A 19,535-nucleotide genomic window follows, 5' to 3' on the forward strand; every position below is an offset into this window, starting at 1 on the left:
GTCGCTGATGTTACAACCAAAGCGTACAAAATTCCGTAAGATGCACAAAGGCCGTAACCGCGGTCTGGCTGCCGGTACGGATGTCAGCTTCGGTACTTTCGGTCTGAAAGCTGTTGGCCGTGGTCGCCTGACCGCTCGCCAAATCGAAGCTGCACGTCGTGCCATGACCCGTGCTGTTAAGCGTCAAGGTAAGATTTGGATCCGAGTATTCCCGGACAAACCAATCACCGAGAAACCGCTTGAAGTACGTATGGGTAAAGGTAAAGGTAACGTGGAATATTGGGTTGCCTTGATTCAGCCAGGTAAAGTCCTGTACGAAATGGACGGTGTGCCGGAAGAGTTAGCCCGTGAGGCATTCCAACTGGCAGCAGCGAAACTGCCGATCAAAACCACCTTTGTAACTAAGACGGTGATGTAATGAAAGCAAATGAGCTGCGTGAAAAGAGCGTTGAAGAGCTGAACACCGAGCTGCTTGAACTGCTGCGCGAGCAATTTAACTTGCGTATGCAAGCGGCCAGTGGTCAGTTGCAACAGACTCACCTGGTAAAACAAGTGCGTCGTAATATTGCACGTGTTAAGACTTTACTGACTCAGAAGGCGGGTGCGTAATGAGCGATAATATCCGTACTCTGCAAGGTCGTGTTGTGAGCGACAAAATGGAGAAATCCATGGTTGTTGCAATCGAACGTTTTGTGAAACACCCTCTGTATGGGAAATTCATCAAACGTACGACCAAACTGCACGTACATGATGAGAACAACGAATGCGGTATCGGTGACGTGGTTGAAATCCGCGAATGCCGTCCGCTGTCCAAAACTAAGTCTTGGACGTTGGTTCGCGTTGTAGAGAAAGCGATTCTGTAATACAGTATTGCTCTTCTTGAAAATGATAAACGGCTCTGCAAAGGGCCGTTTATTTTTTCTACCCTTGGTCGAAAAGCGGTGTTATAATACTGCGCCCTCGATTCTGGGGTATTAATGACCCGTAAGGGGTCGAAAAACGACCCGTAAGGGTTTGAAAAGTAGTAGTTGACATTAGCGGAGCACTAAAATGATCCAAGAACAGACTATGCTGAACGTGGCCGATAACTCCGGTGCACGTCGCGTAATGTGTATCAAGGTTCTAGGTGGCTCGCACCGTCGCTACGCAGGCGTCGGCGATATCATCAAAATTACCATCAAGGAAGCAATTCCTCGCGGTAAGGTGAAGAAAGGCGATGTTCTGAAGGCGGTAGTGGTGCGCACCAAGAAGGGTGTTCGTCGCCCGGACGGTTCTGTCATTCGCTTCGATGGCAATGCATGCGTTATTCTGAACAATAACAGCGAGCAGCCTATCGGTACGCGTATTTTTGGGCCGGTAACTCGTGAACTGCGTTCTGAAAAGTTCATGAAAATTATCTCTCTGGCACCAGAAGTACTCTAAGGAGCGAACCATGGCAGCGAAAATCCGTCGTGATGACGAAGTTATCGTGCTGACCGGCAAAGATAAAGGTAAGCGCGGTAAAGTTAAGAATGTTCTGTCTTCCAGCAAGATCGTTGTTGAAGGTATCAACCTGGTTAAGAAACATCAGAAGCCGGTTCCGGCCCTGAACCAACCAGGTGGCATCGTTGAAAAAGAAGCTGCAATCCAGCTTTCCAACGTTGCACTGTTCAATGCGGCAACTGGCAAGGCTGACCGTGTAGGCTTTAGATTCGAAGACGGCAAAAAAGTCCGTTTCTTTAAATCTACTAGCGAAACTATCAAGTAATTTGGAGTAGTACGATGGCGAAACTGCATGATTACTACAAAGACGAAGTGGTTAGCAAACTGATGACTCAGTTTAGCTACAATTCTGTCATGCAAGTCCCTCGGGTCGAGAAGATCACCCTGAATATGGGTGTTGGTGAAGCGATCGCTGACAAGAAGCTGCTGGATAACGCCGCAGCCGATCTGGCAGCTATCTCCGGTCAAAAGCCGTTGATCACCAAAGCACGCAAATCTGTTGCAGGCTTCAAAATCCGCCAGGGCTATCCGATCGGCTGTAAAGTAACTCTGCGTGGCGAACGCATGTGGGAGTTCCTTGAGCGCCTGATTTCCATTGCTGTACCGCGTATTCGTGACTTCCGCGGTCTGTCTGCCAAGTCCTTCGATGGCCGTGGCAACTACAGCATGGGCGTGCGTGAGCAGATCATCTTCCCGGAAATCGACTATGACAAAGTCGATCGCGTTCGTGGTTTGGACATTACCATTACCACCACTGCGAAATCCGATGATGAAGGCCGCGCGCTGCTGGCCGCCTTTAACTTCCCGTTCCGCAAGTAAGGTAGGGTTACTAATGGCTAAGCAATCCATGAAAGCACGCGAAGTCAAACGCGTGAAATTGGCTGATAAATTCTTTGCTAAACGCACTGAATTGAAAGCTATCATCTCCAATGTGAACTCATCCGACGAAGATCGTTGGGATGCTGTTCTCAAGCTGCAGACTCTGCCGCGTGATTCCAGCCCGTCCCGTCAGCGTAACCGCTGCCGCCAGACAGGTCGTCCGCACGCTTTCCTGCGGAAGTTCGGGTTGAGCCGTATCAAGGTCCGTGAAGCCGCCATGCGCGGTGAAATTCCGGGTCTGAAAAAGGCTAGCTGGTAATTGTCACCAATTGAATCACGGGAGTAAAGACAGATGAGCATGCAAGATCCGATCGCGGACATGCTGACCCGTATACGCAACGGTCAGGCCGCGAACAAAGTTGCGATCACCATGCCTTCCTCCAAGCTGAAAGTGGCAATTGCCAAAGTGCTTAAGGAAGAAGGTTATATTCAAGATTACAAAATCGAAGGCGATACCAAGCCTGAACTGGAAATTTCTCTGAAATACTTCCAGGGCAAGGCAGTGGTAGAAAGCATTCAGCGTATCAGCCGCCCAAGTCTGCGCATCTATAAGAAAAAAGATGAGCTGCCTAAAGTTATGGCTGGTTTAGGAATCGCGGTTGTTTCTACCTCTAAAGGTGTTATGACTGATCGTGCAGCGCGCCAAGCTGGTCTTGGTGGCGAGATTATCTGCTACGTAGCTTAATCGGAGGAAAGAATGTCTCGTGTTGCAAAAGCACCCGTCGTCATTCCTGCCGGCGTAGAGGTAAAACTCAACGGTCAGGTTATTTCGATCAAGGGTAAAAACGGCGAGCTGACTCGTACCATCAACGATGCTGTTGAAGTTACTGTGGCTGACAACGCTCTGACTTTCGCTCCGCGCGAAGGTTTTGTAGACGGTTGGGCACAGGCAGGCACCGCGCGTGCACTGCTGAACGCAGTCGTTATCGGTGTTACCGAAGGCTTCACCAAGAAGCTTCAACTGGTTGGCGTAGGTTACCGTGCCGCAGTTAAAGGCAATGTCGTGAATTTGTCTCTGGGGTACTCACACCCGATTGACCACGCGCTGCCTGCTGGCATCACAGCTGAATGCCCGACACAAACTGAAATCGTACTGAAAGGTGCTGATAAGCAGGCTATCGGTCAGGTTGCAGCTGATCTGCGCGCTTACCGTCGTCCTGAGCCTTACAAAGGCAAGGGTGTCCGTTACGCCGACGAAGTCGTGCGTATCAAAGAGGCTAAGAAGAAGTAAGGTAACACTATGGATAAGAAATCAGCTCGTATCCGTCGTGCAACCCGCGCACGTCGCAAACTCCAGGAATTGGGAGCGACTCGCCTGGTGGTACATCGTACCCCTCGCCATATTTATGCGCAGGTTATCGCACCGAACGGTTCTGAAATCCTGGTAGCCGCTTCTACTGTAGAAAAAGCTATCGCAGAACAACTGAAGTACACCGGCAACAAAGATGCCGCTGCTGCTGTAGGTAAAGCAGTCGCTGAGCGCGCATTGGAAAAAGGCATTAAAGATGTGTCCTTTGACCGTTCCGGGTTCCAATATCATGGTCGCGTCCAGGCACTGGCAGATGCTGCTCGTGAAGCTGGCCTTCAGTTCTAAGGTAGAGGTGTAAGATGGCACACATCGAAAAACAAGCTGGCGAACTGCAGGAAAAGCTGATCGCGGTAAATCGCGTATCTAAAACCGTTAAAGGTGGTCGTATTTTCAGCTTCACCGCACTGACTGTAGTGGGTGATGGCAACGGCCGCGTTGGTTTTGGTTACGGGAAAGCGCGTGAAGTTCCGGCAGCAATCCAGAAAGCGATGGAAAAAGCCCGTCGCAACATGTTGAATGTCGCGCTGAATGGCGGCACCCTGCAGCACCCGGTTAAAGGTGCTCACACTGGGTCTCGCGTATTCATGCAGCCGGCTTCCGAAGGTACCGGTATCATCGCCGGCGGTGCAATGCGCGCCGTTCTGGAAGTTGCTGGGGTTCATAACGTATTGGCTAAAGCCTATGGTTCCACTAACCCGATTAACGTGGTTCGTGCAACTATCGATGGCCTGGCTAATATGAATTCCCCGGAAATGGTTGCTGCCAAGCGTGGCAAGTCCGTTGACGACATTCTGGGATAATTGACCATGGCTAAGACTATTAAAATTACTCAAACCCGTAGTGCAATCGGTCGTCTGCCGAAACATAAGGCAACGCTGCTTGGCCTGGGTCTGCGTCGTATTGGTCATACCGTTGAGCGTGAAGACACGCCTGCTGTGCGCGGTATGGTCAACGCGGTTTACTACATGGTTAAAGTGGAGGAGTAACAGATGCGTTTAAATACTCTGTCTCCGGCCGAAGGCGCGAAGCACGCGCCGAAGCGTTTAGGTCGTGGTATCGGTTCTGGCCTCGGTAAAACCGGCGGTCGTGGTCACAAAGGTCAGAAGTCTCGTTCTGGCGGTGGCGTACGTCGTGGGTTCGAAGGTGGTCAGATGCCGTTGTATCGTCGTCTGCCGAAATTCGGCTTTACCTCTCGCAAAGCGATGATCACAGCGGAAATCCGTCTGTCCGATCTGGCTCGCGTAGACGGAGACGTCGTTGACCTGAACACGCTGAAGGCTGCTAACGTTATTGGCGTTCAGATCGAGTTCGCGAAAGTGATCCTGTCTGGTGAAGTTTCCCGTCCGGTAACGATTCGTGGTCTGCGTGTGACCAAAGGCGCGCGTGCTGCTATCGAAGCTGCTGGCGGTAAAATTGAGGAATAAGTAGCAGATGGCTAAGCAACCAGGATTAGATTTTCAAAGTGCTAAGGGTGGCGTTGGCGAGCTGAAACGCAGACTGCTGTTTGTAATCGGCGCGCTTATCGTTTTCCGTATCGGCTCTTTTATTCCGATCCCTGGTATTGATGCCACTGTGCTTGCCAAATTGCTCGAACAACAGCGTGGCACCATCATTGAAATGTTCAACATGTTCTCTGGTGGTGCTCTCAGCCGTGCTTCTATCTTTGCGCTGGGTATTATGCCGTACATTTCGGCCTCTATCATTATCCAGCTGCTGACGGTGGTTCACCCCACCTTGGCGGAAATCAAGAAAGAAGGGGAGGCTGGCCGTCGCAAGATTAGCCAGTACACCCGTTACGGTACGTTAGTACTGGCCATATTCCAGTCAATCGGTATTGCTACCGGTTTACCGAATATGCCAGGAATGCAGGGCCTGGTGATTAATCCGGGCTTTGCGTTTTACTTTACGGCTGTTGTAAGTCTGGTTACCGGGACCATGTTCCTGATGTGGCTGGGCGAACAGATTACTGAGCGCGGTATCGGTAACGGTATCTCTATCTTGATCTTTGCGGGTATCGTTGCGGGCTTACCGCCGGCGATTGCCCACACTATCGAGCAAGCTCGGCAAGGCGACCTGCACTTCCTCGTGCTGCTGTTGGTTGCAGTTTTAGTGTTTGCAGTAACCTTCTTCGTTGTTTTCATCGAGCGTGGTCAGCGGCGTATCGTCGTTAACTATGCAAAGCGTCAGCAAGGTCGTCGGGTTTATGCAGCACAGAGTACGCACTTACCGCTGAAAGTGAACATGGCAGGGGTTATCCCGGCAATTTTCGCCTCCAGCATCATCCTGTTCCCAGCAACGATTGCATCGTGGTTTGGGGGCGGTACCGGTTGGAACTGGCTGACAACTATTTCGATGTATTTGCAGCCCGGACAACCGCTTTATGTGCTACTCTATGCGACTGCAATCATCTTCTTCTGTTTCTTCTATACGGCGTTGGTTTTCAACCCGCGCGAAACAGCAGATAACCTGAAGAAGTCCGGTGCATTCGTGCCAGGAATTCGTCCGGGAGAGCAAACGGCGAAATACATCGATAAGGTGATGACCCGCCTGACTCTGGTCGGCGCAATGTACATTACCTTTATCTGCCTGATCCCGGAGTTCATGCGTGATGCGATGAAGGTCCCCTTCTATTTTGGGGGTACATCCCTGTTGATCGTCGTCGTGGTCATCATGGACTTTATGGCTCAAGTGCAAACTCTGATGATGTCGAGTCAGTATGAGTCTGCATTGAAGAAAGCAAATCTGAAAGGCTATAACCGCTAATTGGATTGCTTGAGAAGTTACGGAGAGTAAAAATGAAAGTTCGTGCTTCCGTCAAGAAATTATGTCGTAACTGCAAAATCGTTAAGCGTAACGGTGTCGTTCGTGTGATTTGCAGCGCCGAGCCGAAGCATAAACAGCGCCAAGGCTGATTATCTCGCATATTTTTCTTGCAAAGTTGGATTGAGCTGGCTAGATTAGCCAGCCAATCTTTTGTATGTCTGTGCGTTTCCATTTGAGTATCCTGAAAACGGGCTTTTCAGCATGGAGCGTACATATTGAATAATAGGAGTGCATAGTGGCCCGTATAGCAGGCATTAACATTCCTGATCAGAAACATGCCGTGATCGCGTTAACCTCGATCTATGGCGTCGGCAAGACACGTTCCAAGGCCATCTGTGCTGCGGCGGGTATTGCTGAAGATGTTAAGATCAGTGAGCTGTCTGAAGAGCAAATCGAAACGCTGCGTGTAGAAGTTGCCAAATTCGTCGTCGAAGGTGATCTGCGCCGTGAAATCAGCATGAGCATCAAGCGCCTGATGGACCTTGGTTGCTATCGCGGTTTGCGTCATCGTCGTGGTCTGCCAGTGCGCGGTCAGCGTACTAAGACCAACGCCCGTACCCGTAAGGGTCCGCGCAAACCGATCAAGAAATAATCGGGGTGATTGAATAATGGCAAAAGCACCTATTCGTGCACGTAAGCGTGTAAGAAAACAAGTTTCTGACGGTGTGGCTCATATCCATGCTTCTTTTAACAACACCATCGTGACCATTACCGATCGTCAGGGTAACGCGCTGGGTTGGGCAACAGCCGGTGGTTCCGGTTTCCGTGGTTCTCGTAAATCTACGCCGTTCGCTGCTCAGGTAGCTGCTGAACGTTGCGCTGAAGCCGTGAAAGAATACGGTATCAAGAACTTGGAAGTTATGGTTAAAGGACCTGGTCCGGGCCGTGAGTCTACTATCCGCGCTCTGAACGCGGCTGGTTTCCGCATCACTAATATTACTGATGTGACTCCGATCCCCCATAACGGTTGTCGTCCGCCGAAAAAGCGTCGCGTATAACGCCGCTTTTAGGATAGTTGGAGAAAGAAAATGGCTAGATATTTGGGTCCTAAGCTCAAGCTGAGCCGTCGTGAAGGCACCGACCTGTTCCTTAAGTCCGGTGTTCGCGCGATCGATTCCAAGTGTAAGATCGAACAAGGCCCTGGTCAGCACGGTGCGCGTAAACCGCGTCTGTCTGATTATGGCGTGCAGTTGCGTGAGAAACAAAAAGTTCGCCGTATCTACGGTGTTCTGGAGCGTCAATTCCGTAACTACTATAAAGAAGCTGCTCGTCTGAAAGGCAACACAGGTGCAAACCTGCTGCAACTGCTTGAAGGGCGTCTGGATAACGTGGTTTATCGTATGGGCTTCGGCGCCACTCGTGCGGAAGCGCGTCAGTTGGTAAGCCACAAAGCTGTTATGGTAAACGGTCGCGTTGTCAGCATCGCTTCTTATCAGGTATCACCGAATGATGTCGTCAGCATCCGTGAGAAAGCTAAAAAGCAATCTCGCGTGAAAGCAGCATTGGAGCTGGCTGAACAGCGTGAAAAGCCGACTTGGCTGGAAGTTGATGCTGCCAAGATGGAAGGTGTGTTCAAACGTATTCCTGAACGTACCGATCTGTCTGCGGACATTAATGAACACCTGATCGTCGAGCTTTACTCCAAGTAAAGCTTAGTACCAAAGAGAGGACACAATGCAGGGTTCTGTGACAGAGTTTCTAAAACCGCGCCTGGTCGATATCGAGCAAGTAAGTTCGACGCACGCCAAGGTGACCCTTGAGCCGTTAGAGCGTGGTTTCGGCCATACGCTTGGCAACGCACTGCGCCGTATTCTGCTTTCATCCATGCCAGGTTGCGCGGTGACCGAGGTTGAGATTGATGGTGTACTGCACGAGTACAGCACCAAAGAAGGCGTACAGGAAGATATCCTGGAAATCCTGCTCAACCTGAAAGGGCTGGCGGTGAAAGTTCAAGGTAAAGATGAAGTTATCCTTTCCCTGAATAAATCTGGCATTGGCCCTGTGACTGCAGCAGACATCACCCATGATGGTGATGTCGAAATCGTCAAGCCGCAGCACGTGATCTGCCATCTGACCGATGAAAACGCAGCTATCAGCATGCGTATCAAAGTTCAACGTGGTCGTGGTTATGTGCCGGCTTCTGCCCGTATTCATACGGAAGAAGATGAGCGCCCGATTGGCCGTTTGTTGGTCGATGCTTGCTACAGCCCGGTAGAGCGTATTGCCTACAATGTTGAAGCAGCTCGTGTTGAACAACGTACCGACCTGGACAAGCTGGTCATCGAAATGGAAACCAATGGCACGATCGATCCTGAAGAGGCGATCCGCCGTGCGGCAACCATCCTGGCTGAACAACTGGAAGCTTTTGTTGATTTACGTGATGTACGTCAGCCTGAAGTGAAAGAAGAGAAACCAGAATTCGATCCGATCCTGCTGCGCCCTGTTGACGATCTGGAATTGACTGTCCGCTCTGCTAACTGCCTCAAGGCAGAAGCTATCCACTACATCGGTGATCTGGTACAGCGTACCGAGGTTGAATTGCTGAAAACGCCTAACCTGGGTAAAAAATCTCTTACCGAGATTAAAGATGTGCTCGCCTCACGTGGTCTTTCTCTGGGCATGCGCCTGGAAAACTGGCCGCCGGCAAGCATTGCTGATGAATAACCCGGTCACAGGTTAAGGTTTTACTGAGAAGGATAAGGTCATGCGCCATCGTAAGAGTGGTCGTCAACTGAACCGTAACAGCAGCCATCGTCAGGCTATGTTCCGTAACATGGCTGGTTCTTTGGTTCGTCATGAGATCATCAAGACGACCCTGCCAAAAGCAAAAGAGCTGCGCCGTGTTGTTGAACCGCTGATTACTCTTGCCAAGACCGACAGCGTAGCTAATCGTCGTCTGGCATTCGCCCGTACTCGTGATAACGAGATCGTGGCAAAACTGTTTAATGAACTGGGCCCGCGTTTCGCGAGCCGTGCCGGTGGTTACACTCGCATTCTGAAGTGTGGCTTCCGTGCAGGCGACAACGCGCCGATGGCTTACATCGAGCTGGTTGATCGTTCAGTTGCACAAGCAGAAGAAACCGCTGCTGCTGAGTAATCATCAGCGGTGGGTTAAAAAAACCGGGGAAACCCGGTTTTTTTACGTCTACAGAAAGGGATCAGTTCCGATTTTTGCACGGTGATTATCCCGACCGCTTGCACAGTAGGTGTTCTGGTGAAAGAATAGCGCCCGAAAACAGGCCAACGTCGCCATTGCTGACGTGTGGCGATGAATGGGATTAATAACCTAACCAAGAGAGATGTGATGAGCACTTATCAGCACAAGAAAGGCAAGATCCAAGACAATGCGCTCGATGCATTGTTGCATGACCCCTTGTTCCGACAACGCATTGAGAAGAACAAGAAAGGCAAAGGCAGCTATTGTCGCAACGGCAAACAGGGCAAGGGCCAAAACTGGGAGGCCAGTGGTAAATCATCAAAGGATGCTTTACCACTGGCCTCTCACTTTATGGCTGTTCTGGGTTTTGTAGAACAGCGCTACGCTTTCGGCTGCTGATCTTTCAGCAAATCGCGAATTTCAGTTAGCAACGTCGCCTCGGCGCTTGGTTTTGCCGGTGCTGGCGCTTTTTCTTCTTTACGGCGCAGGTTATTCATTAGCTTGATCGCCATAAAAATGGCGAATGCGACCAGGACAAAATCAAAAATATTTTGCAGAAAAAGGCCGTAGCGCAGCACCACGGCAGGGATATCCCCTTGTGGATCACGCAGCACCAGTTCGAAATGTTTGAAATCGATGCCGCCCAGCAGTAACCCCAGTGGCGGCATAATGATATCGGCCACGAGCGAGGAGACGATCTTGCCAAACGCTGCGCCGATAATGACACCCACTGCCAAATCCACCACGTTGCCGCGCATCGCGAATTCGCGAAACTCTTTTAGCATACTCATGATCCAACTCCTTGATAAAATGAACCTCTAAATTTTAACAAAGCGTTACATAATTGCCAGCGGTGATAATCAGTGAGTAGGGAAAGAAAGTGCCGCTTGCAACGGCACCGATAGGCGTTATTACAAGAAGAACGGGCTGGGTTGGAACAGTCGCTCCACTTCGGGCACAAATTTTTTGTCTGTCAGGAACATGATGACATGATCCCCTTGCTCTATCTTTATATTGTCGTTGGCGATGATCACATCATCACCGCGCACAATCGCGCCAATCAAGGTGCCTGGCGGCAATTTGATATCTTCAATCATACGGCCAACCACTTTCGATGTGCCTTCATCGCCGTGAGCAATCGCCTCAATCGCTTCCGCTACGCCGCGTCGTAATGATGAAACGCTGACAATATCCGCTTTACGCACATGACCCAGCAGTGCGGAAATCGTCGCTTGCTGTGGCGAAATGGCTACATCGATAACGCTGCCCTGAACCAAATCGACATAGGCGCGCCGCTGGATCAATACCATGGCTTTTTTCGCTCCCATGCGTTTGGCCAGCATGGCGGACATGATGTTCGCTTCATCGTCGTTGGTAATGGCAATAAACACATCGATTTGTTCGACATGCTCCTGGGCCAGCAACTCCTGATCGGAAGCATCGCCGTGGAATACTATGGTGTCTTGCAGCAGTTCAGCCAGAGCGATCGCACGCTCTTCGTTCTTTTCGATCAGTTTGACGCTGTAGTCTTTTTCCAGCTTATGTGCCAACCCCGCGCCGACGTTACCGCCACCGACAATCATGATGCGCTTGTAGGGTTTTTCCAAGCGCTGGAGTTCGCTCATTACTGCGCGAATATGTTGGGAAGCAGCAACAAAGAACACTTCATCGCCCGCTTCGATAATCGTTGAACCTTGCGGACGGATCGGTCTGTCGTGGCGAAAGATAGCGGCTACGCGGGTTTCGATGTGCGGCATATGCTCACGCAACGCGGAGAGCGCATTGCCAATCAACGGGCCACCGTAGTAAGCGTTCACTGCGGCGATACTCACTTTCCCTTCAGCGAAGTTCACCACCTGTAGCGCGCCGGGATACTCGATTAACTTGTAGATATTGTCGATGACCAACTGTTCCGGCGAGATCAAATGATCAATTGGCACCGCTTCTGCCTGAAACAGTTGCTCACCGGCACGCACGTATTCTGCGGAACGAATGCGTGCAATGCGGTTTGGTGTATTAAACAGCGAGTAGGCGACCTGACAGGCCACCATATTGGTTTCATCCGAGTTGGTGACGGCAACCAGCATGTCTGCATCTTCGGCCCCGGCTTCGCGCAGCACGCGCGGATGGGAGGCGTAGCCGGCAACCACGCGCAAATCGAATTTATCCTGCAACTGCCGCAGCCGCGCGGTGTCAGTATCAACGACAGTAATATCGTTGTTTTCCCCGGAGAGCGTTTCCGCCAGCGTACCGCCCACCTGACCTGCACCAAGAATAATGATTTTCATGATCTGTGCCCGTTGCCGTTGCTATCAGCCAATGCTCTTAACCAACTTAGCATAAAAGAACCCATCGCCATCCTCTGCCGCAGGTAACTTTTGCAGACCAGGGTGTTGCGCATCGCCCGTTTCCACCAGTGCGGCGTCCGCATGGCGTGTCAGGAACGCGCGCATTTGCTGCTGATTCTCTTCCGGCAGGATCGAGCAGGTGGCATAAACCAGGGTGCCGCCTGCTTTCAGCCGTGGCCAGATGGCCTCCAGAATCTCCTGCTGCAACAGTGCCAATTCGGCGATGTCACTGTCGCGCCGCAGCCATTTGATATCGGGATGACGGCGAATCACGCCAGTGGCAGAACAAGGAGCATCGAGCAGAATACGATCGAACTGCTGCTCACCGCACCAGGCCGCAGGCTCGCGCCCGTCGCCTTGTCTCACGTCGGCGTGAAGATTAAGGCGTTGCAGATTTTCTTTTACCCGAGCGAGGCGCTGTGGGTCCACATCCACCGCTAACACCTTGGCGTGAGGCGCTGCTTCCAGAATATGGGTGGTTTTCCCGCCCGGTGCAGCACACAGATCGAGAATATGTTCATTATCCTGCGGCGCTAACCAGCGCACGCAACCTTGCGCAGAAACGTCCTGCACCGTAACCCAACCTTGCGCGAAGCCAGGCAGCAGGCCTACGGCACAAGGCTCGTTCAGCATGATGGCTTCGTGCTGTTCAGGATGCGGCTGAGCGGCGATACCGGCTTCAGTCAGCAGCGCTAAATAGTGTTCCCGCGTGTGGTGCAAGCGGTTGACGCGCAGCCACATCGGGGGACGCTGATTATTGGCTTCAACAATCTGCTGCCACTGCTGCGGATAGGCTTTCTTGAGGCGCGCTAGCAGCCACTCGGGGTGAGCAAAGCGAGACACATGGTTAGCCGCGCGCTCATCCAACTCAACCTGCTGGCGTTGGAATTGGCGCAGTACGCCGTTGATCAACCCTTTAAGCTGCGGGCGTTTGAGTGCGATAGCACCGTTGACCGTTTCAGAGAGTGCGGCATGGGCCGGGATGCGTGTGTGAGCGAGTTGATAGATGCCCACCATGATCAGGTAGTGCAACGTGCGCTGCTTCCCGGTCAGCGTTTTTGCCATTAACTGCTGAATTATCCACTCTACCTGCGGCAGCACGCGCAATACGCCGAAGCACAGTTCTTGCAACAGGGCACGATCTTTTTCCGAGATATCACGCTGATACTGTGGCAGTAGTGAACTTAGCGACTGGCCTTTATCAAGCACCTGTCCGATGACGTTCGCGGCGATGGCGCGCAGATTGTATGTAGTTTTCATGGATAGTGGTTTTCTGAAACGGTAACGCGCCTGCCATAACAGCAGACGCGTTGCCTTTTAATGGATGAGTGTATTATGCCAGTACGTTGCCTGGTGTGAACCATTCACGACGCGAATTGAGCAGATCCTGCACCGACATCGGTTTTTTGCCCGCAGGTTGCAGTTGCAGCAGGTTCAGTACGCCTTGAGCGGTGGCGACCTGTATACCCTGTTTATCTGCACTGACGATCGTGCCGGGCTGTGCGCTGTGGGTAACGTCCAAAACGCTGGCTTTCCATACTTTCACAGGTTGATCGTCAATCGTGATATAGCTGACAGGCCAGGGGTTGAACGCACGAATGCAGCGTTCCAATTGCTCGGCACTGAGTGACCAGTCAAGCTTGGCCTCTTCTTTGCTCAACTTTTCGGCGTAAGTCGCCAGACTGTCATCTTGTTTTTCTGCGACAGCCGTTCCCTGCGCCAGTGATGCCAGCGTGGTCAGCAATCCTTGCGGGCCCAGTTCTGCCAGACGATCGTACAGCGAGGCGCTGGTGTCCTGCGGCGTTATCGGGCATGACAGCTTATGCAGCATGGCACCGGTATCCAACCCTGCATCCATTTGCATGATGGTAACACCGGTTTCGGTGTCTCCCGCCCACAGCGCGCGTTGTATCGGTGCCGCACCGCGCCAGCGCGGTAGCAGTGAGCCATGCACGTTGATACAGCCCAGGCGCGGCATATCTAACACCGCCTGCGGCAGGATCAAGCCGTAGGCCACGACCACCATGATATCCGCTTGTAAATCAGCGACCAGTTGCTGATTTTCTGCCGGGCGCAGCGATTTGGGCTGCAACACCGGGACGCCATGCTGTTCAGCCAACACTTTGACCGGGCTGGGCGTCAGTTTATTGCCTCGGCCTGCAGGACGATCGGGTTGGGTAAAAACACCCACCACCTGATGCGGCGAAGCCAGCAGCGCATCAAGGTGGCGCGCTGCAAAGTCAGGTGTACCCGCGAAAATAATGCGTAGGGAGCTTTCGGACACGGCGTTTCCTGCGGTAGTGATAAGATTATGGACGACCGTTCAGTCGGGCCATTTTTTCCAGTTTCTGACGGATTCTCTGGCGTTTTAACGGCGAGAGATAATCAATAAACAGCTTGCCAACCAGATGGTCCATTTCGTGTTGGATACAGATAGCCAACAGGCCATCGGCTTCCAGCTCGAAGGGGTTACCTTCCCGGTCCAGCGCTTTGACCTTCACACGCTCAGCGCGCGGCACCAGTGCGCGGGTTTCAGGAATGGACAGACAACCCTCTTCAATACCGGTATCGCCGTCTTTTTCCAGCAGTTCTGGGTTGATCAACACCAAACGCTGATCGCGTTCTTCGGATACGTCAATCACGATAATGCGCTGATGCACGTCCACCTGACTCGCAGCAAGGCCGATGCCTTCTTCCTCGTACATGGTGTCGAACATATCATCGACGATGCGCTGAATTTCTGCATTAACCTCTGCGACAGGTTTCGCGATAGTGCGAAGCCGCTCGTCTGGAAAATGTAATACCTGCAAAACTGACATAGTTGATTTCGATCTTTATCCGGTTGATGAAGGAGTATCCGGATCTATTCTAGACATTTCCGGTTCTGATTGACAGCATTTGCCCTGTAAAGCGCAATGGGACAAGGATGAACGCATGCAGGACGTGGAGCTGTGGCTACGGTTAATGAACGTGCGACGCCTCAACGCGGTGAAAACGGTGCAATTGGTGGAACAATTGCGTCCGCTGGCAGAGGTAACTGCCGAGGTACTCTCTGCGCTGGCCTTGTCGGAAGAGCAGGTCGCGCAATTTCTCACCCAGGATGAGAGAGTATGTGAAACGGCGTTACGCTGGCTGGAGGAACCGACTCACCATCTACTCACCTATGCAGACTCGCGTTACCCCCCATTATTGCGGCAGATCCCCGCTTCGCCTCGAGTACTGTTTGTGCGCGGTAACTCTCAGCTCCTCGCCGCCCCGCAGCTTGCTATGGTCGGCAGCCGTCACCCTTCTGCGTATGGCGCGCAGTGGGGACACTATTTTGCGCAGGAGTTGGCGCTGAACGGTTTTACCATCACCAGTGGGTTAGCGTTGGGCGTCGATGGCGTAGCGCATCAGGCGGCGCTGGATGCAGGAGGGAAAAGCGTGGCGGTGCTGGGCAATGGATTACAGCAGATGTATCCCCGTCGTCATCGTGCGCTTGCTGATCGGCTGGTGGAACAAGGCGGGGCGCTGGTCTCCGAATTTCCCCTCAATGAGCCCCCGAGGGCAATCAACTTTCCCCGGCGTAATCGCATTATCAGTGGGATGAGCCTCGGCGTGCTGATTGTCGAGGCTTCCCTGCGTAGCGGTTCTTTGGTCACGGCGCGCTATGCATTGGAGCAGAACCGCGATCTGTTCGCGTTACCGGGTGCCCTGGACAACCCCATGACACAAGGCACGCATTGGCTTATCCAGCAGGGGGCTTATCTGGTTACCTGTCCCAAAGACATCATTGAACAACTGGGCAGTGGGTTATCGTGGCTGCCCCTTGGCGAAAATGAAACTATTTCTGCTCAGGACGCCGATGTGGAATTGCCATTTGCCGACGTGTTGGCTAACGTAGGAGATGAGGTTACACCTGTTGATGTTGTCGCTGAACGTGCGGGCCAACCTGTGCCAGAGGTAGTAGGTAAGTTGCTGGATCTGGAGTTAGCAGGATGGATAGAAGCAGTACCCGGCGGCTATGTCCGATTGAGGAGGGCTGGCCATGTTCGACGTACTCATGTACTTGTTTGAAACTTACATCCACAACGAAACGGAACTACGCGTTGATCAGGATGCGTTAACTGATGACCTCACGCGGGCGGGGTTCGATCGTGCTGATATCTATAGCGCCTTGAACTGGCTGGAGCGCCTGGCGGATTTGCAGGAAGGCAAAGAAGTGCCTTTTGCCTTGGCAAGCGATCCCCATGCACTGCGCATTTATACGCAGGAAGAGGAACAGCGCTTCGACACCGAGTGCCGGGGCTTTTTGTTGTTCCTTGAGCAAATCAACGTGTTGAATCTTGAAACGCGTGAGATGGTGATCGATCGCGTGATGGCGTTGGATACGTTATCGTTCGATCTGGACGATCTTAAATGGGTGATCCTCATGGTGTTGTTCAATCTACCTGGATGTGAAAACGCCTACCAGCAAATGGAAGATCTGCTGTTTGAAGCGGATGAGGAGTATTTGCATTAAACCGACGAGTCAGAATAAACCATGGTAACGCCTGCGCTAATGGCGGATAAAAAGGCGGAGTGCTGCCCTGAGTGCGGCGCGCCGCTGGTGATACGCTCCAGCCGTCGCGGCCCTTTTTTGGGCTGCTCACGTTACCCGGAGTGCGAATTTGTGCGTCCGCTGAAAGCCAATGCGGATGGTCATATTGTGAAGGAACTGTCTGGGCAACTCTGCCCGCACTGTCAGGGGACGCTGGTGTTGCGACAGGGGCGTTATGGCATGTTTATTGGCTGTAGCAACTACCCGGCGTGTGACCATACCGAGGTCATCGACCGCCCGGATGAAACCGCACTAACCTGTCCACAATGCGGTAAAGGCAAACTGCTGCAACGTAAATCGCGCTTTGGCAAAGTGTTCCACGCCTGTGAGCGTTACCCTGAGTGTCAATTTGCGCTCAACCATAAACCGGTGGCGGGGACGTGCCCAACCTGTCACTATCCGCTATTGTTTGAAAAGAAAACGGCGCAGGGCGTCAAACGTTTTTGCGCCAGTAAAGCCTGTGGAAAGCCGGTAACGGCAGAAGTTGATACCAATGAGTAATGTAGTGAATGAACAACCGGTTTCTGTCCTTCAGGAACTGATAAAGCAGAACGTCATCGCCTATCCCACCGAAGCGGTTTTTGGCTTGGGGTGCGATCCTGACAGTGAAGCCGCCGTGATGCAACTGCTGGCCTTGAAACAACGGCCCGTGGAAAAGGGGCTGATTCTGATCGCCGCAGATTATCAACAGCTCACTCCCTATATTGATGACAGCCAGCTCAGCGCTGAGCAAAAATCGGCGATGTTTGCCTCCTGGCCGGGGCCAGTGACGTGGGTCATGCCTGCGAAGCCAGGCACGCCGCGTTGGTTGACCGGGCAGTTTTCGTCGTTGGCGGTGCGCGTCAGCGCGCATCCTCTCGTGCGTGAACTCTGTCTGGCGTTTGGTAAGCCCATCGTTTCAACCAGCGCTAATCTGACCGGGTTGCCGCCGTGCCGCACCGTGCAAGAGGTTCTGGCCCAGTTTGGTGAGGCTTTTCCTGTTCTGCTCGGGGAAACCTCTGGGCGGCAGAATCCGTCTGAAATTCGGGATGTCTTGACGGGCAACCTGATACGACAAGGTTAACAAGTGGAGATAACGGTGTCTGAAGTAACGTCCTTCGCGGTTTTTGGTCATCCTATTGCGCACAGCAAATCGCCGCAGATCCATGCGCTGTTTTCCGAACAAACTGGGATCCCCTTGACGTATGAACGCCTGTTGGCACCGTTAGATACCTTTGAACAAACGCTGCGCGATTTTTTTCAGGCTGGGGCGTTGGGGGCAAATATCACCATGCCTTTCAAGGAGCGCGCCTATCAGGAAGTCGATGAGCTAAGCCAGCGCGCCTCGTTAGCCGGCGCGGTCAATACCGTGAAGCGGCTCGAAGACGGCCGACTGTTGGGGGATAATACCGACGGTATTGGGCTGCTGAGTGATTTGCAGCGTCTTGCGCTGGTGACACCGCAGGATCGGGTGCTGTTGATCGGTGCGGGCGGCGCCAGCCGTGGCGTTATTCAGCCGCTATTGAGCTATGGGTGTTCGCTGGTGGTCACCAATCGCACGTTTGCCAAGGCAGAAGCGCTCGCCACGCTGTTTCAGCCGGTGGGGCCGATTGACGCGTTGCCATTAGATGAACTGGAAGGCGAAAACTTCGATCTGATCATCAACGCCACCTCGTCAGGGATCGCTGGCGATATTCCTGAGCTGCCCGCCTCGTTGATTACTGCTGCTACGCGCTGTTATGACATGTTCTATCAGGCCAGCCTGACGCCGTTTTTGCTGTGGTGCCAGCAGCAGGGGGCATCACAGTTGGCGGATGGTTTTGGTATGTTGATCAACCAGGCGGCACACGCGTTTTTCCTCTGGCACGGGGTGATGCCGGATACCACGCCGGTGATCGAACAGATGAAGAAAGCGTTAAACTCATGAACCAGGCGATTCAGTTTCCCGATCGCGAAGCCTGGAACGAAGAAGATCGTATGATCTCCTTCCCGGTGCTGATCGGCGGCTTTCAGCGTGAATGCCGTATCAGTGCAGCACAGCTCCAGACGCGTTTTGGCGGAACCGATGCGGATAGCTGGCTGGCGCTGTTCAGAGAGCACCGCTGGGATATCGAAGATCTTTTCGAAGCGCGGGTGCTGAATGAACAGGATGACAGTGAGGGCTATTACTCGCTGTCCTGAGCCAGGTAGTCGTTTTTCCAGGTGGCGTAGTTATTGGCAGAGTAGCGTAACCCCTCGATCTCTTCTGCTGTCAGTGGGCGGATTTGTTTCACTGGGCTGCCAAGATAGAGATAACCACTCTGCAAGCGCTTGCCGGGTGGTACCAGACTGCCCGCCCCAATCATCACGTCATCTTCTACCATCACCCCGTCAAGCAAGATTGAGCCCATACCGACCAAGACGCGGTTGCCGATGGTGCAGCCGTGTAACATGGCTTTGTGGCCTACGGTGACCTCTTCACCAATGATCAACGGATTACCCTGCGGGTTGCTCGCTGAGCGGTGAGTAACGTGCAACACGCTGCCATCCTGAATATTGGTGCGTGCGCCAATATGGATCTCATGCACGTCGCCACGGATCGTGACTAATGGCCAGATGCTGACATCATCGCCAAGCGTCGTGTTGCCGATCACGACGCTGGAAGGATCGATCATCACGTTTTTCCCGACAGTGGGGAACGCATCCTTATAGGAACGCAATGCGTGGGAGCCCATGTTTACCTCTCAATACATTCGAAAAGAGTAACTTACCCTAATTATGGCCTTGCTGCTGCCAGAAGCAGCAAAGGTTGGTTGAAAATAGCTCGGGTTGCGCAGGATCTCAACGAAGGGGGTAAAAAACGCGCGAACGGAAAAAAAGATCCAAAAAAGGGGTTGTGTAAATTACCGGGATCCCTATAATTCGCCTCCGTTGACACGACACGAAGCGATTCAAGTCGAGGTTAGCAAGAGAAAAACGATTCACTTTCAAATGAAAATA

Annotated in this window: 33 protein-coding genes; 27 read left to right on the forward strand and 6 right to left on the reverse strand. The window is 52.5% G+C overall.

Features of this window, described 5'->3' with window-relative positions; translation table 11 throughout:
• Positions 1 to 7 precede the first annotated feature (7 nt).
• From rplP to J5067_RS20845, 21 genes are all read left to right on the forward strand, one after another.
• Positions 8 to 418, forward strand: coding sequence for a 50S ribosomal protein L16 (rplP, locus tag J5067_RS20745; RefSeq protein WP_009111208.1), 411 nt, complete (start codon positions 8 to 10; stop codon positions 416 to 418).
• Complete coding sequence (gene rpmC / locus J5067_RS20750; RefSeq protein WP_024107517.1) at positions 418 to 609, forward strand: 50S ribosomal protein L29; 192 nt, start codon at positions 418 to 420, stop codon at positions 607 to 609. The genes rplP and rpmC overlap by 1 nt, the downstream gene beginning before the upstream one ends.
• A complete protein-coding gene (gene rpsQ, locus J5067_RS20755) occupies positions 609 to 863 on the forward strand; it encodes a 30S ribosomal protein S17 (RefSeq protein WP_195316360.1) in 255 nt (84 codons plus the stop codon). The genes rpmC and rpsQ overlap by 1 nt, the downstream gene beginning before the upstream one ends.
• 187 nt (positions 864 to 1,050) lie before the next feature.
• Positions 1,051 to 1,422: a 50S ribosomal protein L14 gene (gene rplN / locus J5067_RS20760; protein ID WP_023479426.1), complete on the forward strand. Its 372-nt coding sequence runs from the start codon at positions 1,051 to 1,053 to the stop codon at positions 1,420 to 1,422.
• Between the two features lie 10 nt (positions 1,423 to 1,432).
• Entirely contained in the window at positions 1,433 to 1,747 is a 315-nt protein-coding gene (gene rplX, locus J5067_RS20765) for a 50S ribosomal protein L24 (protein ID WP_222158733.1), read from the forward strand.
• Positions 1,748 to 1,761: 14 nt separating this feature from the next.
• On the forward strand, positions 1,762 to 2,301 hold the full coding sequence (gene rplE / locus J5067_RS20770) for a 50S ribosomal protein L5 (protein ID WP_222158732.1): 540 nt from the start codon (positions 1,762 to 1,764) through the stop codon (positions 2,299 to 2,301).
• A 13-nt stretch (positions 2,302 to 2,314) separates the two neighbouring features.
• Complete coding sequence (rpsN, locus tag J5067_RS20775) at positions 2,315 to 2,620, forward strand: 30S ribosomal protein S14 (protein WP_264645706.1); 306 nt, start codon at positions 2,315 to 2,317, stop codon at positions 2,618 to 2,620.
• Between the two features lie 33 nt (positions 2,621 to 2,653).
• Entirely contained in the window at positions 2,654 to 3,046 is a 393-nt protein-coding gene (gene rpsH / locus J5067_RS20780) for a 30S ribosomal protein S8 (RefSeq protein WP_222158730.1), read from the forward strand.
• Between the two features lie 12 nt (positions 3,047 to 3,058).
• Complete coding sequence (gene rplF / locus J5067_RS20785) at positions 3,059 to 3,592, forward strand: 50S ribosomal protein L6 (RefSeq protein WP_264645707.1); 534 nt, start codon at positions 3,059 to 3,061, stop codon at positions 3,590 to 3,592.
• Positions 3,593 to 3,601: 9 nt separating this feature from the next.
• Positions 3,602 to 3,955 (forward strand): 50S ribosomal protein L18, encoded by a 354-nt coding sequence (gene rplR, locus J5067_RS20790; protein ID WP_080884204.1) that lies wholly within the window; start codon positions 3,602 to 3,604, stop codon positions 3,953 to 3,955.
• 14 nt (positions 3,956 to 3,969) lie between these two features.
• Positions 3,970 to 4,470 (forward strand): 30S ribosomal protein S5, encoded by a 501-nt coding sequence (gene rpsE / locus J5067_RS20795; protein ID WP_222158728.1) that lies wholly within the window; start codon positions 3,970 to 3,972, stop codon positions 4,468 to 4,470.
• 6 nt (positions 4,471 to 4,476) lie between these two features.
• The gene (gene rpmD, locus J5067_RS20800) at positions 4,477 to 4,656 is read left to right on the forward strand and encodes a 50S ribosomal protein L30 (RefSeq protein WP_038016616.1); all 180 of its coding nucleotides are present in this window, start codon (positions 4,477 to 4,479) and stop codon (positions 4,654 to 4,656) included.
• A gap of 3 nt (positions 4,657 to 4,659) precedes the next feature.
• Positions 4,660 to 5,094, forward strand: coding sequence for a 50S ribosomal protein L15 (gene rplO / locus J5067_RS20805; RefSeq protein ID WP_195316368.1), 435 nt, complete (start codon positions 4,660 to 4,662; stop codon positions 5,092 to 5,094).
• Between the two features lie 7 nt (positions 5,095 to 5,101).
• Positions 5,102 to 6,433, forward strand: a complete 1,332-nt coding sequence (secY, locus tag J5067_RS20810) for a preprotein translocase subunit SecY (RefSeq protein WP_222158726.1) — start codon at positions 5,102 to 5,104, stop codon at positions 6,431 to 6,433.
• A 32-nt stretch (positions 6,434 to 6,465) separates the two neighbouring features.
• Positions 6,466 to 6,582 (forward strand): 50S ribosomal protein L36, encoded by a 117-nt coding sequence (gene rpmJ / locus J5067_RS20815; RefSeq protein ID WP_002227352.1) that lies wholly within the window; start codon positions 6,466 to 6,468, stop codon positions 6,580 to 6,582.
• A 146-nt stretch (positions 6,583 to 6,728) separates the two neighbouring features.
• Positions 6,729 to 7,085 (forward strand): 30S ribosomal protein S13, encoded by a 357-nt coding sequence (gene rpsM, locus J5067_RS20820; RefSeq protein ID WP_222158725.1) that lies wholly within the window; start codon positions 6,729 to 6,731, stop codon positions 7,083 to 7,085.
• 16 nt (positions 7,086 to 7,101) lie between these two features.
• On the forward strand, positions 7,102 to 7,491 hold the full coding sequence (rpsK, locus tag J5067_RS20825) for a 30S ribosomal protein S11 (RefSeq protein ID WP_002919257.1): 390 nt from the start codon (positions 7,102 to 7,104) through the stop codon (positions 7,489 to 7,491).
• Between the two features lie 30 nt (positions 7,492 to 7,521).
• The gene (gene rpsD / locus J5067_RS20830) at positions 7,522 to 8,142 is read left to right on the forward strand and encodes a 30S ribosomal protein S4 (RefSeq protein WP_195316370.1); all 621 of its coding nucleotides are present in this window, start codon (positions 7,522 to 7,524) and stop codon (positions 8,140 to 8,142) included.
• Between the two features lie 25 nt (positions 8,143 to 8,167).
• Positions 8,168 to 9,157 (forward strand): DNA-directed RNA polymerase subunit alpha, encoded by a 990-nt coding sequence (rpoA, locus tag J5067_RS20835; protein ID WP_264626622.1) that lies wholly within the window; start codon positions 8,168 to 8,170, stop codon positions 9,155 to 9,157.
• A 40-nt stretch (positions 9,158 to 9,197) separates the two neighbouring features.
• Positions 9,198 to 9,590: a 50S ribosomal protein L17 gene (rplQ, locus tag J5067_RS20840; RefSeq protein ID WP_195316372.1), complete on the forward strand. Its 393-nt coding sequence runs from the start codon at positions 9,198 to 9,200 to the stop codon at positions 9,588 to 9,590.
• 207 nt (positions 9,591 to 9,797) lie between these two features.
• Positions 9,798 to 10,049 (forward strand): alternative ribosome-rescue factor A, encoded by a 252-nt coding sequence (locus J5067_RS20845; RefSeq protein WP_264651914.1) that lies wholly within the window; start codon positions 9,798 to 9,800, stop codon positions 10,047 to 10,049.
• Here the strand turns inward: J5067_RS20845 and mscL are convergent.
• The 5 genes from mscL to def all read right to left on the reverse strand — a co-directional run bounded on the left by mscL (position 10,031) and on the right by def (position 14,817).
• On the reverse strand, positions 10,031 to 10,441 hold the full coding sequence (gene mscL, locus J5067_RS20850; RefSeq protein WP_222158719.1) for a large-conductance mechanosensitive channel protein MscL: 411 nt from the start codon (positions 10,439 to 10,441) through the stop codon (positions 10,031 to 10,033). The genes J5067_RS20845 and mscL overlap by 19 nt on opposite strands.
• Before the next feature lie 120 nt (positions 10,442 to 10,561).
• A complete protein-coding gene (trkA, locus tag J5067_RS20855) occupies positions 10,562 to 11,938 on the reverse strand; it encodes a Trk system potassium transporter TrkA (protein WP_264645710.1) in 1,377 nt (458 codons plus the stop codon).
• Between the two features lie 24 nt (positions 11,939 to 11,962).
• Complete coding sequence (rsmB, locus tag J5067_RS20860; protein ID WP_264651915.1) at positions 11,963 to 13,258, reverse strand: 16S rRNA (cytosine(967)-C(5))-methyltransferase RsmB; 1,296 nt, start codon at positions 13,256 to 13,258, stop codon at positions 11,963 to 11,965.
• Positions 13,259 to 13,331: 73 nt separating this feature from the next.
• Positions 13,332 to 14,282: a methionyl-tRNA formyltransferase gene (gene fmt / locus J5067_RS20865; protein WP_264651916.1), complete on the reverse strand. Its 951-nt coding sequence runs from the start codon at positions 14,280 to 14,282 to the stop codon at positions 13,332 to 13,334.
• Positions 14,283 to 14,307: 25 nt separating this feature from the next.
• Positions 14,308 to 14,817, reverse strand: coding sequence for a peptide deformylase (gene def, locus J5067_RS20870; protein WP_264645713.1), 510 nt, complete (start codon positions 14,815 to 14,817; stop codon positions 14,308 to 14,310).
• 115 nt (positions 14,818 to 14,932) lie between these two features.
• Here def and dprA point away from each other — a divergent pair, with 115 nt between their 5' ends.
• The 6 genes from dprA to J5067_RS20900 are packed head-to-tail and all read left to right on the forward strand — an operon-like array spanning position 14,933 to position 18,737.
• Positions 14,933 to 16,054 (forward strand): DNA-protecting protein DprA, encoded by a 1,122-nt coding sequence (dprA, locus tag J5067_RS20875; protein ID WP_264651917.1) that lies wholly within the window; start codon positions 14,933 to 14,935, stop codon positions 16,052 to 16,054.
• Positions 16,026 to 16,499: a DUF494 family protein gene (locus J5067_RS20880; protein WP_195316380.1), complete on the forward strand. Its 474-nt coding sequence runs from the start codon at positions 16,026 to 16,028 to the stop codon at positions 16,497 to 16,499. The genes dprA and J5067_RS20880 overlap by 29 nt, the downstream gene beginning before the upstream one ends.
• Positions 16,500 to 16,520: 21 nt before the next feature.
• On the forward strand, positions 16,521 to 17,078 hold the full coding sequence (locus tag J5067_RS20885) for a type I DNA topoisomerase (RefSeq protein ID WP_264645715.1): 558 nt from the start codon (positions 16,521 to 16,523) through the stop codon (positions 17,076 to 17,078).
• Positions 17,071 to 17,640 carry an L-threonylcarbamoyladenylate synthase type 1 TsaC gene (gene tsaC / locus J5067_RS20890; protein WP_264645716.1) on the forward strand — a complete coding sequence of 190 codons (570 nt, stop codon included), beginning with the start codon at positions 17,071 to 17,073 and terminating at the stop codon, positions 17,638 to 17,640. Before J5067_RS20885 ends, tsaC begins: the two co-directional genes overlap by 8 nt.
• 15 nt (positions 17,641 to 17,655) lie before the next feature.
• The gene (aroE, locus tag J5067_RS20895) at positions 17,656 to 18,483 is read left to right on the forward strand and encodes a shikimate dehydrogenase (protein WP_264651918.1); all 828 of its coding nucleotides are present in this window, start codon (positions 17,656 to 17,658) and stop codon (positions 18,481 to 18,483) included.
• Positions 18,480 to 18,737, forward strand: coding sequence for a DUF1488 domain-containing protein (locus tag J5067_RS20900; RefSeq protein WP_264628911.1), 258 nt, complete (start codon positions 18,480 to 18,482; stop codon positions 18,735 to 18,737). The genes aroE and J5067_RS20900 overlap by 4 nt, the downstream gene beginning before the upstream one ends.
• Here J5067_RS20900 and J5067_RS20905 read toward each other — a convergent pair.
• Positions 18,722 to 19,270 carry a gamma carbonic anhydrase family protein gene (locus J5067_RS20905; protein ID WP_264645719.1) on the reverse strand — a complete coding sequence of 183 codons (549 nt, stop codon included), beginning with the start codon at positions 19,268 to 19,270 and terminating at the stop codon, positions 18,722 to 18,724. The two genes, J5067_RS20900 and J5067_RS20905, sit on opposite strands and share 16 nt — an antisense overlap.
• Positions 19,271 to 19,535 lie beyond the last annotated feature (265 nt).

The sequence above is a fragment of the Candidatus Symbiopectobacterium sp. NZEC151 genome, assembly GCF_025962655.1.
GTDB lineage: Bacteria > Pseudomonadota > Gammaproteobacteria > Enterobacterales > Enterobacteriaceae > Symbiopectobacterium.